Consider the following 15799-nt stretch of genomic DNA (forward strand, 5'->3'; position numbering starts at 1 on the left):
CCTATTGTTGGTAAAGGGTGTTTTTATTGTATTAGCTTTATGATAAAGCTCGGAATCATACAACTGCCAATAATCGTCATTTGTACGCAAGAGCCAATGAAACGTGGTGGGTTAGGAACTGCAGGAAAGAATGGAACAACCAACTTTGTTGCGTGCCCAATCGGGTCGCTTAGCAAACCATTTTTCTGCTTCCTTTTGCTCACCGTAAGGGTCTAATAGTAATTGATACATTTCTTCTACTAAGGAGTAGTCTCCTTTTTCTGCCGCTTCTATGGCCAATTGGCCCATATAATTCCTAAGGACGTATTTGGGATTTACGCTATTCATTTTCTTTCTTCTTTCGTCATTGGATAGGTCTTCCCGTTGCAGTCTTGCCGCATAGGCTATAAACCATTCTTTCCATGTTTCGGTAATCCCACCGTTAAGCTCCTGAGGTAGATAGAAAGCATCTTTCACTATGTCTAAAAACTTGTCAGAAATGGTTTCTTCCTTATCTATATAGCTGAGGTTTCTAAAAAATATAGTCATATCCGTTTCGGTCAACTGTAGGTTTTCCTCCAGGGCATTTAGTAGTGAACTATCTTCTTCCGCATCTGAATAAAGGCCAATCTTAGACTTCATCATCGCTAGATACTGTTTTTGATAGGCATCTTTATACCCCTCCAATATGGCTTCTAGTGGGGCTGCTTCTTCTATCAATGGAAATAAGGAGCTAGCAAGCCTATACAGATTCCAAAGCCCAATATTGATCTGGTTTCCATACCTATAGCGTTTTTCACCCCTGTCCGTAGTATTGGGTGTCCAACCCTCATCGTAGCCCTCTAGCCATCCATAGGGGCCGTAGTCTATGGTTAAGCCCAAAATGGACATATTATCTGTGTTCATTACCCCATGCACAAATCCAACCCGTTGCCAATGGATCAGCATTTCCAAGGTTTTATCGGTCACTTCTTTAAAGAATTGGATGTATCCTTCCTTACTCCCCAGTGCTATATGTGGGTAGAAGTGTTTGATGGTGTAATCGGTCAATTTTTTTAGGGTGGCCTTGTCGTCCCTAGCCATTAATATTTCAAAATTCCCAAAGCGTAAAAAAGAGGGAGCCACCCGGCATACTACTGCTCCGGGCTCATATTCTGGATGCCCGTTATAAAGAATATCCCGCAGTACCCTATCTCCAGTTTCGCATAGGGACAACGCCCTAGTTGTAGGGACGCCCAAGTGGTACATGGCCTCAGAACATAGGTATTCCCTAATGGAAGAACGGAGCACAGCCAAGCCGTCGGCATTTCTGGAATAGGGGGTTTCCCCTGCCCCTTTAAGTTGTAGTGCCCAGATCTTGTTTTGGTATTCCATCTCAAATAAATTGATGGCCCTTCCGTCACCTAATTGTCCCGCCCAATTACCAAATTGATGTCCTCCATAGCACATAGCGTAGGGGGTGGTGTTGGGTAGCACGGCGTTCCCAGAGAAAATTTGAAGGAAGTCGTCAGTTTGTAGGTCGGCTTCCGTAAGGCCTAATTCCTTGGCCAATACCGGAGAGGCATGCACTAAAGTAGGATTAGAGGTTTTCCTGGGGGTTACATAGGAAAAACATTCCTTTACGGGTCTTCTAAAGTTTTCTAATATGGGATCTGCTGGCAGTTCCTTGGTGAAGGTATCTTTAATATTAAATTTCATAGTGTCTATTAATGTGTTGTCCATAAGGGTGGAGCTACTCAATAATGTTGCTCCATTTCTCACTCCTTCTGGCTACGGCGCGTATATAGGAGCAAACGGCTTTGGCGCGGTAACCTTCTTTGGTCAGTTGCTCAAAAGTCTGCTCAACCAATTGCTTTCCATAACCCTTTCCCCTAAGGTGATAAGGTACTTCGGAATAGGTTAAATACATAGTGCCATCCCTAAGTTGATAGTCCACCCTAGCTTCTTCGCCTTGGATATCCAAAGTAAATTGTTGCTTGTCCTTGTCGTGTTTTACCGTCATATGCTATTTTTTACTGTTTTATAAAGACTTGCATGGGGCTTGCTTCATTTTAAAGTTGAGATGTAATTCCTAAATGAAATCAGAAAATACAACCCTGTTTTCCTCATTAATCAATATTATCCAAGGGGTACCACCAGTACGATAGTTGGTCATCACCTTGGAGATGGAATGGGTACTTTCATCACCTGGGTCGTGTCCAAATGGAATCGCTAATCCATATTCCTTCTGGGTTTTTATCATATTGTCATAGGTATTCTCTTTATGCCCTTCAAAAACCGTCTGTATAGCCAAAAATAAGATGTTTTTCTGGTCTCTCTTTTTGTTAATCATCCTTTTTAGCGAAGGGAAACCCCGGCTATGGCATCCTTTGCACCAGTATTGGAAACAATAGATAACCTTAAATACCTCCGGATAATCGGATAGTAAAATCGGTGCTGTTGGCTTTCCAGCGGCATCTACCCATTGGTTTACTTCCAATTCCTTTGCTGTAACGATACTGGCTGACTCCCTTTCTTTTCCTTCCATAACTATATACTTTTCCTTAAAGGGGATGTACCCCATTGTTGTATCAAGGTAGGCAGGAAAGGATCTAATGGAAATGCCTAATAGTTTATCGATGCCGATACTTTTCAAGGAATATCCCCCAACTATTGTTTATAGGGACTAATCCCTACTAAAGTGGGATGGATACCCTAGACCCTCGTCTTTTTTAGCTTATCGGCATGTGCCTGACGCAATTTCGCCAATTTAGGAGTGATCACTGCACTGCAATACCCTTGGGTTTTATTATTACGATAATAATTTTGATGCTCTTCTTCCGCCTCGTAAAAGATGGAAAGTGGACTTATTTCGGTGACTATGGGTTGGGAATAGAAAGGAGCCATTTTTTGTATAACTGCTTGCGCCACCTCCTTTTGTGCTTCGTTATGGTAATAGATTACGGAACGATATTGTGTTCCCACATCTGCTCCTTGCCTATTTAAAGTGGTGGGGTCATGGGTGGTCATAAAAATAACCAACAAATCCTGATAGGAAATAAGCTTCGGGTTAAAGGTTACCTGCACTACTTCTGCATGCCCCGTTAGGCCAGAGCAAATTTCCCTATAGGTAGGTTTCCCCGGGGCATTCCCTCCAGAGTATCCCGATATTACTTTTTCTACTCCCGCTACTTCTTGGAATACCGCCTCTACGCACCAAAAACAACCACCTCCAAAAGTGGCTAATGCCAAACTATTATTATTCATTGGATACTCCTTCCTTTATTAATTTCATGGACTCAGAATTTATGCAATACCTCAATCCGCTGGGTTCCGGGCCATCGGGAAACACATGTCCTAAATGGGCGTCGCAGCTGTTGCAAAGTGCCTCTACCCGGATCATCCCATAGGAGGTGTCTTTATGATATTTAACGGCGTTCTCTTTTATAGGTTGTGTAAAACTAGGCCATCCGGTACCCGAGTTAAATTTTATGGAAGAATCAAACAAGGGGGTTCCGCAACAAATACAACCGTAAACACCCTCATCGTAGGTGGTACATAATGCGCCGCTGTGCGGGGGTTCCGTGCCTTTGTTTCTGGCAATTCTAAATTGTTCAGGGGTGAGAAGGGCTTTCCATTCCTCCTCGGTTTTTTCTATCCTTTTTTCCGGGCTAGGATTCCCTTTAACACTAAAATTAATTATATCTCTCCAGGTTAACATGGTGTATTGTCTTTCTTTATAATTATTATTACTACTTTAATATCCTACAACCTAGGACGCTTGAGACGTACTAAAAAGTGCAGCCCCTCATTGTTCTAAGTCCATATAGTAGTCGTATTTTAAGTGGGGAGCTTACACTATTAGATAGTCCGCCACCTAAGTTTGGGTTAATTGTAATATATGAATAAAATTAGGAAAAATAAGATCATTTATACCCTCTTAATGATTCTTTGTATAGTGGGGTTTTGGTGGTTTGATACTTATTATTCACCTGCCAGTGCTACTAGGACAACGACTTATATGGCGCCAGAAACAACGGTGTCCAAAGATTATTGGCCCAGCTCTAGTACGGGGGCGGTGGTGCATCACAATCATTATATGTTGTCTTATAGTGAAAAACACGAACAGGCAGAGTGGGTTGCCTATCGGGTAGATAGGTCCCATATTACCCAGGACGATAGAACGCGGCCTTATTTTATTCAGGATCCCAAGGTGAAAACAGCTTCTGCAGATTGGAGAAATTACAAGGGGTCTGGGTATAATCGTGGGCATTTGTGCCCTGCTGGGGACAGAAAGTTTACGCAGGCTGCCTATGACGAGACCTTCTACACCAGTAATATTAGTCCGCAACATCCGGATTTTAATGGGGGCGTGTGGAATAGGTTAGAGCAGCAAGTTCGGCGCTGGGCTAAGAGGGAAGGCCCACTAACCGTAGTGACGGCAGGGGTCCTAAGGGGAAATTTGCCCACCATAGGAAGGGAACAAGTGGCTGTGCCCCAATATTTCTATAAGATAGTAGCAAAAGGGGAAGGGGAGGCCCTTAAGGTAATAGCCTTCCTTATCCCTAATGAGAAAACGGACGTAGGTCTAAAGCGTTTTGTAGTGCCGGTGGACCAAGTGGAGGAATTAACAGGGATCGATTTTTTTCAAGGCGTGCCAAGTGAGCTGCAGGAAAAGCTGGAGGCGACCGTGAATACAAAGGCTTGGAAATTTTAACCCAATTCGTTCATTCTATTGGCGTCCAATTTAAGGAAGACAAATAGTAAGGCGGTAAAGAACACCAGTCCAGATCCTCCATAACTAAAGAAGGGAAGTGGAATCCCTATAGTGGGTAATATACCTATTACCATCCCGATGTTTATAAAATAATGGATAAACAGGATGCAGATTACCCCATAGCCGTACATTCTGCTAAAGGGGTTCTTTTGTCGTTCTGCCAAGAAAGCCAATCGAAGGAGCAAAAGGGTAAATATAATGACCACCGAAGAAGTCCCTACAAAACCCCATTCCTCGCCTACAGTACTAAATATATAATCGGTGTGTTGTTCCGGTACAAAGTTGCCTTTGGTGCGGGTGCCCTGCATAAAGCCCTTCCCAAAAAATCCTCCAGATTCTATGGCTTTTTCAGATTGATGGGTGTTATACCCTATCGTACGCTGAATTTCATTCATTTTCCTAGGGTCCTTTTCCAAACGTAGCCATAGGCTAAATCTATCTCTATGGTGCTGTTTTAACACGGTGTCGTAAACAAAATCAACAGAAAGGGAGAATAGGATAATTGCCAAATAACTTAGTACTATAGGTAGGAGGGGAACCTTAAAGGATGGTTTCTTTAATAGCATAAATAAAGCTAACGCCAGTCCAATTCCTATTATCAACCATACGGTGCCAAACATAAGCGTGGTAATAAAAATAACAATTACGGTTGTTCCAAGACCCAAATAGTATAAAGGCAATCCCTCTCTAAAAATTACAAATGCCAAGAAGAAGAAGGTTAGTGCGCTTCCAGGGTCGGGCTGCAGAAAGATAAGCGCTGCAGGGATAAGAATAATTAAAAAGGCGTAAAATTGATCTTTTAGACGCTTTATATCTGTTTGTATGTCGTTTAAATACTTGGCCAATGCCAATGCCGTAGTCATCTTGGCAAGCTCTGCTGGCTGAAGGTTAAAGAAACCGAGGTCGTACCAAGCGGTAGCCCCATTAATGGTGCGCCCAAAGGGATAGAGGCCCAGTAGGAGTACTATGGAAGCCAGGTAAAAGATGGTGGCAAAGCGTTCGTAAAAGCTAGCTTCAAGGCCAAGGATAATAACAATAGTTACTATGCTTGCTCCAAAAAACAGTAATTGCTTCCCGTAGAGGGTATAAAAATTGAATACTGAAGGGTAGTTCTCGTCAAAGGCGGTGGAATAAATATTAATCCAGCCCATAAAAACTAGGGAAAGGTAAAAGATTATACTAATCCAATCTAACCGTCTTACTGTACTTCTACCAGGCACGCTCGTTTATTTTAAAAGGTTTACCACTATAGGGCTTGGCATATTCGTGCTCCAATGTTTTTTCTAGCATTCTTTTCTCAAGATCTTTCCTACTAATTTCCCCATTCAGATATTTTTCAATCATTAAGGTGGCAATATGTCCTGCATACCGACTTCCAAAGTAACCATTTTCTACATATACCGCTATGGCAATTTTGGGATTGTTTACAGGTGCAAAGGCCACAAATACGGAGTTATCCGTCAATTGGGTTCTTACTCCGTTAATTCTTGTAAAGTTTTCCACGGTTCCGGTCTTTCCTGCTATTTCCAAGTCTTTTACTTGGAGCCATCTGGCCGTCCCCTGTTTATAAACATCTGCCATAGCCTGAATTACAGGCTCAAAATGACGTTTGTCTATGGTGGTGTGTTTTGCTTCCGTGAATTTTGGATTTGAAATGTTTTCGGAACCTATCTTTTTTAATATGTGAGGGGTATAATAATACCCTCGGTTAGCGATTGCCGCTGTCATGTTAGCCAGTTGGATAGGAGTGGTCTCTACTTCTCCCTGTCCTATAGCATTCGATATAATATAGGTGGGTGCCCATCTATTAGCCCCGTATACCCGATCGTAATATTCTCTACTGGGGATCCGTCCCGGTCTTCCCGTTGGGAGGTCGTAGCCTAAATAAGTACCCAAACCAAAACTTTTCATATGCTTTTCCCAAGCTTCTTGTCCCTCGCCGGTACTATTGAACTGATCGTAAAATCTTCTAAAGACTCCAGCGGAAAAAGCATTACAAGACCGGTAGAGGCCTGTATGTAGGTTGCGCAAACCACCTCCACAATGGCAGCCTCGTTTTCTTCTTCCCACAAAGAATCCGTTGTAACATTGAATGGTAGTTTCCGTGGTAATGGCACCCTCCTGAAGTCCTACCAAAGCATTTAAAATTTTAAAGGGAGATCCAGGGGCTTGGGATGCCAGCAAGGCTCTATCAAAAGTGGGCTTGGAAATACTGTCGTAATGCAGCTTACTGTAATTTCTAGACCGCTCGCGTCCTACTAAAATGGATGGGTCATAGCTGGGTCCTGAAATAAGGGCCAATATTTCCCCGGAACTGGGCTCCAAGGCCACAATTCCTCCGTGTTTCCCTACCATTAACTTTTCGCCGTATTCCTGGAGAGATTTATCCAAAGTAACCGTAATCTGTTGCCCTTGTATCGGTAGGGTGTCCAAAGCACCGTCCTTATAGGGACCAATATCCCTATTAAAACGGTCTTTCTGAATGTATTTTACTCCCTTACGGCCTCTTAATATTTCTTCGTATTCCTTTTCTATCCCCGTTGTTCCTTTTAATTCTCCGGCAGCATAGGAAGGGTTTTTCTTTAAATCCCATGGGTTCACTTCGCTGATATATCCAAGGACATTGGCGCCACTATTGGTATCATAATAACGTAGCGATCGCTTTTGAATATAAAAGCCTTCAAACCTTCTCATTTTTTCCTGAAGCCTACCATAATCTTGTTTGGAAAGTTGGGGAACCAAAACCGAGGGAAGTCTTGGGGAGTAGGTGCGGGCCCTTTTCAACTGTTGTATAAAGTGCTCCTTGTCAATGCCCAGTAGTCCACAAAATTCTAGGGTATCTAGCGGTTTTACATCACCGGGTATCACCATTACGTCGTAGGCCGGTTGGTTGGCTACCAACAATTCACCGTTTCTATCATAGATGTACCCTCTTTCTGGGTAATCGTATACTGCTTTTATGGCCGGATCTTCCAATAATTGGTTTGGGGAGAAACTAAATATTTGCAGATAGGATAATCTGCCTATAAAAGTTAATCCCGCCAATAAGATTATTGAGGATAACAGTATCTTTCTCATCGCTTTTTAATACTAAAAAGTGTCCGCAGTAGCAAGCTTATTACCAAGGTGGCCAATCCCGTGAATAAAACTTTTTTCAAAATTAGCAGAGTATTTCCTAAACTGAAAATTTCCAGGGAAAAGAATATCAAATGATGTATAAAGATCAATAAGGTTAGAAATACTATTTGTTGTGCTTGGGTGGTACTGGATATTCGGAAGTTTTGAAATTCTAGATTAGAGCCAAAACAAAAGCGCATAATGGCTGGACGTAAATACGCAATGGTTACGGTGGCCGCTGCATGTATGGCCATGGTGTCTGAAAACCAGTCGACCATAAGGCCTAGCAAAAAACTCCAAAGTATAAAGAAAGCCCGCTGGTCGTTTATGGGGTACCAGTATAGGAAAAGTAGATACACCATGGGGTTTATATAACCAAAATAATTCAGATTATTGAACACCAGGACCTGTACTATAATTAATAGTAAAAATCTAATAACAATAAAAAGGGCGTTATTACTAATCATTACCTACTTTAGATTCTAGTTCTATGATTTCTTCTCGTTGGTTGTTTTTAATGATGTACACGTTCTTTACCGTGGTCATGTCATTAAATAATTTAACATCTATTTGGTAGGAGCTATGGTTAGGGTTCACCTCAAAATGCGCTATTACGCCAATGGGAATATTTTCTGGGAAAATACTGGAGCTTGCACCGGTAACAATGGTATCTCCTACTTTTAAGGGTACTAGTCGCTCTATATCCTTTAATTGCACGGTACGGTAGTCTTTGGTGTCCCATACCAAGGAGCCATAATGATTGGTGTTCAGGATTTTTGCATTAATCCTAGACCTCACATTTAAAATGCTCTGTACCATTGAAAAGTTTTTGGAGGTGTGCTCTACAATACCAAGAATCCCCTTGGAGGTAATAACCCCCATGTCTATTTCCAATCCGTCTACACGGCCCTTGTCCAGGGTAATATAGTTTCTCGGTAGTGAATAGCTATTCTTTATAATCTTGGCAGCAGTTACGCTATAGGTAATTTTAGTGCTATCTAGAGGTTCTGGTGGTGCTTTTTCCAGATTGTATAACTGTTGGCGAAGCCATTTGTTTTCTTCCACCAGTTTTTCGTTTTCTGTTCCTAGGCTAAAAAAAGAGGAAACACTGTGGGTAGATTCGTAGACATTGCCCGTAAGCCAATTGGCCGAATTAAAAAACTTGGAATGGTGATAAGAGCGTGCTCTTACGGTAAATACCAATGCTATGGTCAATAAAAATACATAGAGCAGGAAGTTTTTATATTTTAATATAAAATTTATAATCTGCTGCATGTACTAGAATTAATTTATTTAACCTTCATTAGTAATTGGTGAATTATTGGGTAAAGGTTGGTTTGGATTTATTTGTGGATTATAGGAAGCTCCCAAAAAGGGAGCTTTTCTAAGATTTATTTAATTAAAATACTTTTGTAGCGGTCCAAATTCTTCAAGGCGATTCCGGTTCCCCTTACAACGGCCCTTAAAGGATCTTCGGCAATATATACGGGCAAGTCCGTTTTCTGCGATAAGCGTCGGTCTAGTCCCCTAAGCATAGAGCCACCTCCTGCTAAGTAGATTCCTGTATTGTAAATATCCGCAGCCAATTCTGGTGGGGTTTGCGATAAGGTTTCCATAACCGCATCCTCTACCCTTAGGATAGATTTATCCAAAGCCTTCGCTATTTCCCTGTAGGAAACGGAAACTTGCTTTGGTTTACCGGTAAGCAGGTCTCGTCCCTGAACCGACATTTCATCCGGAGGGGATTGTAGGTCCTCGGTTGCGGAACCGATGGTAATCTTAATGTTTTCGGCAGTGCTTTCACCGACATAAAGGTTGTGCTGGGTACGCATATAGTAGATGATGTCATTGGTAAATACATCCCCTGCAATTTTAACCGATTTGTCACAAACAATGCCTCCAAGTGCAATTACAGCGATCTCCGTGGTTCCACCACCTATATCGACAATCATATTTCCCTTGGGCTGCATAATATCCAGGCCAATACCTATGGCAGCGGCCATGGGTTCGTGAATTAAGTATACTTCCTTTCCGTTAACTCGCTCTGCAGATTCTTTTACCGCTCTCATTTCCACCTCCGTAATTCCGGATGGGATACAGATAACCATGCGCAATGCCGGTGGGAACCATTTATTTTTGAGGGCTGGTATGTTCTTAATGAACATACTGATCATCTTTTCCGAGGCATCAAAATCGGCAATAACTCCATCCTTTAACGGCCTAATGGTCTTGATGTTTTCATGGGTCTTCCCCTGCATCATACTGGCTTCTTTACCAACCGCTATGATTTTGCCACTAATTCTGTCCCTGGCAACAATGGACGGACTGTCCACTGCAACTTTGTCGTTGTGGATAATCAGGGTGTTAGCGGTACCTAAATCTATCGCTATCTCCTCGGTTAATAAATCAAAGAATCCCATTTTTTAGCTGTTTGTTTTCGGATTAAAAGTCAATGTTATCGTCAAAAGTAAGGAAATTAATGTTTAAAATGGCGGGTGCCAGTCATTACCATAGAAATTCCATTTTCATCGCAATAATCTATGCTCAACTGATCTTTAATAGACCCTCCAGGTTGTATAACGCTAGTAATACCACTTTTATGCGCAATTTCTACACAATCTGGGAAAGGAAAAAAGGCATCACTGGCCATAACCGCTCCATTTAAATCGAAATTAAAGGATTTGGCTTTGTGAATTGCTTGGTTTAGAGCGTCTACACGGGAAGTTTGTCCGGTACCGCTGGCACAAAGCTGCTTGTTTTTGGCCAATACTATGGTGTTGCTTTTGGTGTGTTTACACAGCTTAGAAGCGAAGATTAAATCTTCTAACTCTTGGTCTGTGGCTTGCGTCTTGGTAACGTTAGTAAGGTCTTCCAAAGCATCGGTCTTGTTGTCTTTATCTTGTAGTAATACACCATTTAAACAGGTTCTTACCGTAGTGTTTGGCAGGGCTACATCTTTTTTGATTAAGATGATACGGTTCTTCTTGCCTTTTAGAAGGTCCAAGGCCTCCTTTGTATAGCTAGGTGCAATGATCACCTCACAGAAAAGAGAGTGGATTTCCGTAGCAGTAGCTTCGTCTATCTCCTTGTTGCTAATAAGCACACCTCCAAAGGCAGATACTGGATCTCCCGCCAATGCGTCAAGGTAGGCTTGTTTTAAGGTTGGGCGGGTGGCCAAACCACAGGCATTGTTGTGTTTTAGGATGGCAAAAGTAGGCTCGTCCTCTTTAAATTCTTCCATTAAGTTTACCGCGGCGTCTACATCCAATAAGTTGTTGTAGGAGAGTTCTTTTCCGTTCAATTTCTGGAACATAGCATCAAAATCCCCAAAGAAAAATCCTTTTTGGTGTGGGTTTTCCCCGTACCTAAGAATCTGTCCATTAAGCTCGCTAAGTTTCAATGCGGGCTGCTCCAGATCTTTGTTAAAGTAATTGAAGATAGCCGAATCGTAGTGAGAAGAAATGTTGAAAGATCTTGTTGCAAAACGCTTGCGTTCTTCCAAAGTGGTACTGCCGTTTCCTTGGGTCATTATTTCTAACACCTCGTCGTAATCGTTCATAGAGGAAACACAAAGGGTGTCTTTGTAATTCTTGGCAGCTGCACGGATCAAGGAAATACCTCCTATGTCTATTTTTTCAATAATATCTTCTTCGGAAGCTCCACTGGCTACCGTTTTTTCGAAAGGATATAAGTCTACGATAACAATATCCAATTGTGGGATGCCAAATTCCTTCAGCTGATCGCGGTCCCCTTGATTGTCCTGACGGTTCAAAATTCCCCCAAATACTTTTGGGTGCAAGGTTTTAACACGACCTCCCAGTATGGAAGGGTAACTTGTAATGTCCTCTACCGGAACTACATCGATGCCCAATTCTTTAATAAACTTTTCCGTGCCACCAGTAGAATAGATGGTGATTCCCAGTTCGTTAAGTTTTTTTACCAAGGGTGCCAGACCATCTTTATGGAATACTGAAATAAGGGCCGAGGTAGCTTTTTTAGAGGTGCTCATTTTTTTGTACTTATTGTTATAAATTATCAGGTTGTAAAAGTAGTTTTTTTGTGCTTAAAAACAGCAGGATTAACAACAATCAGCGTAAAGTTTAATAAATTTTAGACACTTCTTGATTGACGAATTCCAAAAAGCGCTCATCTTCTTCCGTAAAGGGGTCCAGAGTGTTAGAGTCGATATCTATTTGCCCAATATTTTCCCCATCCACAAAGAGTGGCACCACTATTTCGGATTTAACGGTGAGGCTACAGGCAATGTAATTGTCTTGAGCCTTAACGTCTGGGACCACAAAGTTTTGGTTAGATACGGCCACCTGTCCGCAGATGCCCTTTCCAAACGGGATTACGGTATGGTCTGTGGGCTCGCCCGCATAGGGTCCTAGGATAAGTTCTTCCTTGGTGCCGTTCCTAAAATAGAATCCGACCCAATCATAATAGGGGACACTGTCCTTCAGTAAAGTGCAAACTGCTTGGAGTTTTGCCTGAATATCATTGTCGGAAGCATTTAAGATGTCCGAAACTTTTGGTTTTAGTTGATGGAGCATAGTATTTTTTTGCAAAAATAACCTTATTTCCCAAAATTGTCTGCAAGATTTGGGAGTGCTCTTTTCCAGTATTTTGTTTAGGTGGTTTTTATTAAGTATTGGGTGGGGAGAAATAGGAAGAAGTTTTAGGATGACAGGGCGAAGGTGTATATATAATTACTTATTTTTGTGTTGATGAAAAAAATCCTTTTTAAGATATCCTCCTTATTGCTGTCCTTTTTAGTGCTGGCAGCTACGGTTTCCTGGACGGTAAAAAAGCATTACTGTTTTGGGAACTTATTGGATATTGCTTTTTTTCAGGAAGCGGAAAGCTGTGGTACTATTGCTGATCTAGAAACGGGAATGCTAGATTTTACAGTAGAGGAACCTCCTTGCTGTAGTAGTGAAGTGCTGTCAATTAAGGGCTTGGAAGACCTTGTTTATTCTTCCATTAAGGACTTAAAATGGGAGCTTCCTTTTATTTTTATGGTGCCTACAGCGGTTCCAAGTCATCACCCAGAACTATTATTTGATCCTTCCATTCCCAACAACTACAGAGCGCCCTCCCTCCAATTAGGGGAGTTGCAAGTGCGCTACCAGGTTTTTCTACTTTGAATTTGTATTAATATTTATTTCAACGTTCTGCATCTATAAACCGATGTGGGGGTATGTCGTGTATTTGTATAATATTAATATTGAAAATTATAGTAATGAAACGTTTTTTGACAGTTGTTTTATTGGGCCTTCCTATACTGATATTTTCCCAACATGTAGAAGGGGTGATATTAGAATCTAACCCAAATGGAAAAGAGATTGGGTTGTCCGGCGCCAATGTATATTGGTTAAACTCACAAACCGGGACCATAAGTGGTGAGGATGGTAGCTTCAGCATTCCATTTAATCCAGAGTTTAATCGGTTGGTGGTGAGTTATATAGGGTTTAAGACAGATACCCTGCTAATTAATGCACCAAAAGTGCTGCGGCACCACCTAAAGCCTTCCAATGAATTGGAGGAGGTGGTAGTGCAGAAGAAGAGGGATGCTTTGCAAAAGTCCTATTTTAGTACGCAGAACGTGGTAACTATTAACAGCGCAGAGCTGTTAAAGGCTGCCTGCTGTAATCTATCCGAAAGTTTTGAGACCAATCCGTCTATAGATGTGAATTTTTCCGATGCACTCTCGGGAACTAAACAAATTCAAATGTTAGGACTTACCAGTCCCTATTTGTTGATAACCCAAGAAAATATCCCCATGGTGCGTGGTGCGTCTCAGGTGTACGGACTTAGTTTTGTGCCGGGGACTTGGGTAGAAAGCATTCAGATCACCAAGGGTGGTGGAAGTGTGGTGAACGGCTACGAGAGTATATCTGGACAGATAAATGCAGAGCTGGTAAAGCCCTTTACCGATGAGCGTGTTTTTGTGAATGGGTATGCCAATATGAATGGGAGGCTGGAGCTGAATACGCATCTCAACCACGCGCTAAACGATAAATGGAGTTCCGGACTCTACCTGCATGGTAATTATAGGAACGCCAAGGAGGATGGGAATAATGATGGATTCTTAGATGCCCCCTTGGGTGGTCAGGTTAATATTCTAAACAGATGGCAGTATCAAAATCCGGAAAAGGGATGGGTGAGCTTTATTAATCTCCGATTTTTAAAGGACGATAAGCAAACGGGAGAGATCAATTTTAATCCGGCTACAGACAAGTTCACCACTAACTCCTGGGGGAGTGAGATAGATACGAGGCGGTTTGATTCTTCCTTAAAAATAGGTTACGTTTTTCCCGAGCTTCCTTTTCAGAGCCTAAGTTTTCAAACAGCTTATAGTTTGCATAAGCAGGATTCTTATTTTGGCTTTAATCAGTATCATATAGATCATGAGAGTAGTTATACCAATTTGCAGTTCAGTTCTATTATTGGCGATACAAGAAGTAAGTTTAAGACGGGTTTAACCATCGCCTATGACGGCTATATCGAAATGGTGAACGCGGTAGATCACTCTAGGGTAGATAAATCCGCAGGGGCCTATTTTGAATATAGTTACGATGATTTAAAGCAATGGAGTCTTACTGCCGGATTAAGGGTGGATGCGCATAATAATTTGGGGGAATTTGTGACCCCTAGGTTACATCTACGCTATCTTCCTTGGGAGCGGGCCAGTCTTAAGGGTTCGGTTGGCCGAGGTAGAAAAGCAGCCAATATTTTTGCCGAAAACCAGCAAATGTTTGGGTCTGCACGCGAAATTGTTTTAGCTGGGCAGGGTAGTGGTGCCTATGGCCTAGAAGCAGAGGATGCCTGGAATTACGGAATGGGCTTTTTACAGGGATTCACACTTTTTAATAGGCCTGGAAACTTCTCACTGGACTATTATGTTACGGACTTTAAGAATCAGGTAGTGGTAGATTGGGAAGATCCACGGGCGGTCTCCTTTTATAATTTGGATGGAAAGAGTAGGGCTAAAAGCTTTCAGGTTGAGTTGAACCATGAACTCCTAGAAAATGTAGAGGTAAGAACCGCCTATAAGTACTACGACGTAACAACCGATTACCTATCGGGGTCTTTGCAAAAGCCATTGCAGGCGCAGCACAGATTCTTTACCAATATTGGATACGTCACCAAAGCAAAGGAAAACGGTTCCCTTTGGCGAATGGACTATACCCTACATGTTTTGGGGAAGCAACGCCTGCCCAATACTACTAGTAATGCAGCCGAATATCAACTGGGAGAGTTTTCACCTTCATTTGGGTTGATGAACGCCCAGCTGACCAGGGTGTTCTCCAATAAATTTGAAATTTATATTGGAGGAGAGAATTTGACGGACTATGTTCAGGATCGCCCTGTCTTGAGTGCAGGGGATCCCTTTGGCGCTAATTTTGATACCACTATTATCTATGGTCCTACTATGGGAAGAATGTTTTATACAGGATTTAGATATAAATTATAATTTTATAGGAACAATAATTGATAAAAAGAAGAAATATGAAGCTAAAAAAAATATTCTTGGGTCTTGTCTTTGCTGTAATTTCATTAGTGGCCTTCGGACAGGAGAAAAATAAAAAATTAACCTTTGAGGTTAACGGGAAGTGCTCCATGTGTAAAGAGCGAATAGAAGAAGCGGCTTTAGGGGTGAAGGGGGTTAAATTTGCCTCTTGGGATATTCCTACGCATCAATTATCCATTATAATGGATGAGCGTAAAACCAATTCCATGAAAATTAAAATGGCCATCGTAGCTGTTGGGCATGATACCAAGGAGTTGAAAGCTGCCGATGAGGTCTATAACGGCATACATCCTTGCTGCAAGTATCGCGAAGATAATTCGGATGATGGCGAGCAGCATTAAGGTCTCTTGATCTTTTAGGGGGATTAAAACGAAAAGCCGTTCTTGAAATTTTCAAGAACGGCTTTTTTAATA

At 41.8% G+C, this 15799-nt stretch carries 16 protein-coding genes; 4 read left to right on the forward strand and 12 right to left on the reverse strand.

The features are described 5' to 3' along the window. Window positions 1-111: 111 nt before the first annotated feature. The 5 genes from BV214_RS02870 to msrB form a co-directional block, all read right to left on the reverse strand. Window positions 112-1677: a protein adenylyltransferase SelO gene (locus BV214_RS02870; protein WP_086475953.1), complete on the reverse strand. Its 1566-nt coding sequence runs from the start codon at window positions 1675-1677 to the stop codon at window positions 112-114. A gap of 34 nt (window positions 1678-1711) precedes the next feature. Then, window positions 1712-1981, reverse strand: a complete 270-nt coding sequence (locus tag BV214_RS02875) for a GNAT family N-acetyltransferase (protein ID WP_086475954.1) — start codon at window positions 1979-1981, stop codon at window positions 1712-1714. A 69-nt stretch (window positions 1982-2050) separates the two neighbouring features. After that, the gene (locus tag BV214_RS02880) at window positions 2051-2506 is read right to left on the reverse strand and encodes a peroxiredoxin family protein (RefSeq protein ID WP_086476027.1); all 456 of its coding nucleotides are present in this window, start codon (window positions 2504-2506) and stop codon (window positions 2051-2053) included. Between the two features lie 167 nt (window positions 2507-2673). After that, window positions 2674-3225, reverse strand: a complete 552-nt coding sequence (gene msrA, locus BV214_RS02885; RefSeq protein ID WP_086475955.1) for a peptide-methionine (S)-S-oxide reductase MsrA — start codon at window positions 3223-3225, stop codon at window positions 2674-2676. Beyond that, a complete protein-coding gene (gene msrB / locus BV214_RS02890; protein WP_086475956.1) occupies window positions 3218-3679 on the reverse strand; it encodes a peptide-methionine (R)-S-oxide reductase MsrB in 462 nt (153 codons plus the stop codon). The genes msrA and msrB overlap by 8 nt, the downstream gene beginning before the upstream one ends. Before the next feature lie 180 nt (window positions 3680-3859). Here msrB and BV214_RS02895 point away from each other — a divergent pair, with 180 nt between their 5' ends. Continuing rightward, entirely contained in the window at window positions 3860-4675 is an 816-nt protein-coding gene (locus tag BV214_RS02895; RefSeq protein WP_086475957.1) for a DNA/RNA non-specific endonuclease, read from the forward strand. On the opposite strand, the gene rodA is transcribed toward BV214_RS02895, so the two are convergent. From rodA to BV214_RS02930, 7 genes are all read right to left on the reverse strand, one after another. Beyond that, on the reverse strand, window positions 4672-5955 hold the full coding sequence (gene rodA, locus BV214_RS02900) for a rod shape-determining protein RodA (RefSeq protein WP_086475958.1): 1284 nt from the start codon (window positions 5953-5955) through the stop codon (window positions 4672-4674). The genes BV214_RS02895 and rodA overlap by 4 nt on opposite strands. Beyond that, window positions 5945-7813: a peptidoglycan D,D-transpeptidase FtsI family protein gene (locus tag BV214_RS02905; RefSeq protein ID WP_086475959.1), complete on the reverse strand. Its 1869-nt coding sequence runs from the start codon at window positions 7811-7813 to the stop codon at window positions 5945-5947. Before BV214_RS02905 ends, rodA begins: the two co-directional genes overlap by 11 nt. Next, a complete protein-coding gene (mreD, locus tag BV214_RS02910) occupies window positions 7810-8319 on the reverse strand; it encodes a rod shape-determining protein MreD (protein ID WP_086475960.1) in 510 nt (169 codons plus the stop codon). Before mreD ends, BV214_RS02905 begins: the two co-directional genes overlap by 4 nt. Further along, a complete protein-coding gene (gene mreC / locus BV214_RS02915; protein ID WP_086475961.1) occupies window positions 8312-9127 on the reverse strand; it encodes a rod shape-determining protein MreC in 816 nt (271 codons plus the stop codon). The genes mreD and mreC overlap by 8 nt, the downstream gene beginning before the upstream one ends. 116 nt (window positions 9128-9243) lie before the next feature. Continuing rightward, the gene (locus tag BV214_RS02920; protein WP_086475962.1) at window positions 9244-10272 is read right to left on the reverse strand and encodes a rod shape-determining protein; all 1029 of its coding nucleotides are present in this window, start codon (window positions 10270-10272) and stop codon (window positions 9244-9246) included. Between the two features lie 56 nt (window positions 10273-10328). Then, a complete protein-coding gene (gene purH, locus BV214_RS02925) occupies window positions 10329-11861 on the reverse strand; it encodes a bifunctional phosphoribosylaminoimidazolecarboxamide formyltransferase/IMP cyclohydrolase (RefSeq protein WP_086475963.1) in 1533 nt (510 codons plus the stop codon). A gap of 91 nt (window positions 11862-11952) precedes the next feature. Further along, window positions 11953-12405: a GAF domain-containing protein gene (locus tag BV214_RS02930; protein WP_086475964.1), complete on the reverse strand. Its 453-nt coding sequence runs from the start codon at window positions 12403-12405 to the stop codon at window positions 11953-11955. 174 nt (window positions 12406-12579) lie between these two features. Here BV214_RS02930 and BV214_RS02935 point away from each other — a divergent pair, with 174 nt between their 5' ends. From BV214_RS02935 to BV214_RS02945, 3 genes are all read left to right on the forward strand, one after another. Beyond that, a complete protein-coding gene (locus BV214_RS02935; protein WP_086475965.1) occupies window positions 12580-12999 on the forward strand; it encodes an HYC_CC_PP family protein in 420 nt (139 codons plus the stop codon). A gap of 95 nt (window positions 13000-13094) precedes the next feature. Beyond that, the gene (locus BV214_RS02940; protein ID WP_086475966.1) at window positions 13095-15329 is read left to right on the forward strand and encodes a TonB-dependent receptor; all 2235 of its coding nucleotides are present in this window, start codon (window positions 13095-13097) and stop codon (window positions 15327-15329) included. 35 nt (window positions 15330-15364) lie between these two features. Continuing rightward, window positions 15365-15727 carry a heavy-metal-associated domain-containing protein gene (locus BV214_RS02945; protein WP_086475967.1) on the forward strand — a complete coding sequence of 121 codons (363 nt, stop codon included), beginning with the start codon at window positions 15365-15367 and terminating at the stop codon, window positions 15725-15727. Window positions 15728-15799: the final 72 nt, after the last annotated feature.

Origin of the sequence: Arenibacter amylolyticus (assembly GCF_002150785.1) — a bacterium.
GTDB classification, from domain to species: Bacteria; Bacteroidota; Bacteroidia; order Flavobacteriales; family Flavobacteriaceae; genus Arenibacter; species Arenibacter amylolyticus.

Excerpts from the sequence above, each read along its gene's own strand:
- BV214_RS02870 (WP_086475953.1), bottom strand. The coding sequence starts at position 1,677 with ATGAAATTTAATATTAAAGATACCTTCACCAAGGAACTGCCAGCAGAT.
- BV214_RS02905 (WP_086475959.1), bottom strand. The coding sequence starts at position 7,813 with ATGAGAAAGATACTGTTATCCTCAATAATCTTATTGGCGGGATTAACT.
- purH (WP_086475963.1), bottom strand. The coding sequence starts at position 11,861 with ATGAGCACCTCTAAAAAAGCTACCTCGGCCCTTATTTCAGTATTCCAT.
- BV214_RS02920 (WP_086475962.1), bottom strand. The coding sequence starts at position 10,272 with ATGGGATTCTTTGATTTATTAACCGAGGAGATAGCGATAGATTTAGGT.
- BV214_RS02880 (WP_086476027.1), bottom strand. The coding sequence starts at position 2,506 with ATGGAAGGAAAAGAAAGGGAGTCAGCCAGTATCGTTACAGCAAAGGAA.
- mreD (WP_086475960.1), bottom strand. The coding sequence starts at position 8,319 with ATGATTAGTAATAACGCCCTTTTTATTGTTATTAGATTTTTACTATTA.
- BV214_RS02935 (WP_086475965.1), top strand. The coding sequence starts at position 12,580 with ATGAAAAAAATCCTTTTTAAGATATCCTCCTTATTGCTGTCCTTTTTA.
- msrA (WP_086475955.1), bottom strand. The coding sequence starts at position 3,225 with ATGAATAATAATAGTTTGGCATTAGCCACTTTTGGAGGTGGTTGTTTT.
- BV214_RS02945 (WP_086475967.1), top strand. The coding sequence starts at position 15,365 with ATGAAGCTAAAAAAAATATTCTTGGGTCTTGTCTTTGCTGTAATTTCA.
- BV214_RS02875 (WP_086475954.1), bottom strand. The coding sequence starts at position 1,981 with ATGACGGTAAAACACGACAAGGACAAGCAACAATTTACTTTGGATATC.
- BV214_RS02930 (WP_086475964.1), bottom strand. The coding sequence starts at position 12,405 with ATGCTCCATCAACTAAAACCAAAAGTTTCGGACATCTTAAATGCTTCC.
- msrB (WP_086475956.1), bottom strand. The coding sequence starts at position 3,679 with ATGTTAACCTGGAGAGATATAATTAATTTTAGTGTTAAAGGGAATCCT.
- mreC (WP_086475961.1), bottom strand. The coding sequence starts at position 9,127 with ATGCAGCAGATTATAAATTTTATATTAAAATATAAAAACTTCCTGCTC.
- BV214_RS02940 (WP_086475966.1), top strand. The coding sequence starts at position 13,095 with ATGAAACGTTTTTTGACAGTTGTTTTATTGGGCCTTCCTATACTGATA.
- BV214_RS02895 (WP_086475957.1), top strand. The coding sequence starts at position 3,860 with ATGAATAAAATTAGGAAAAATAAGATCATTTATACCCTCTTAATGATT.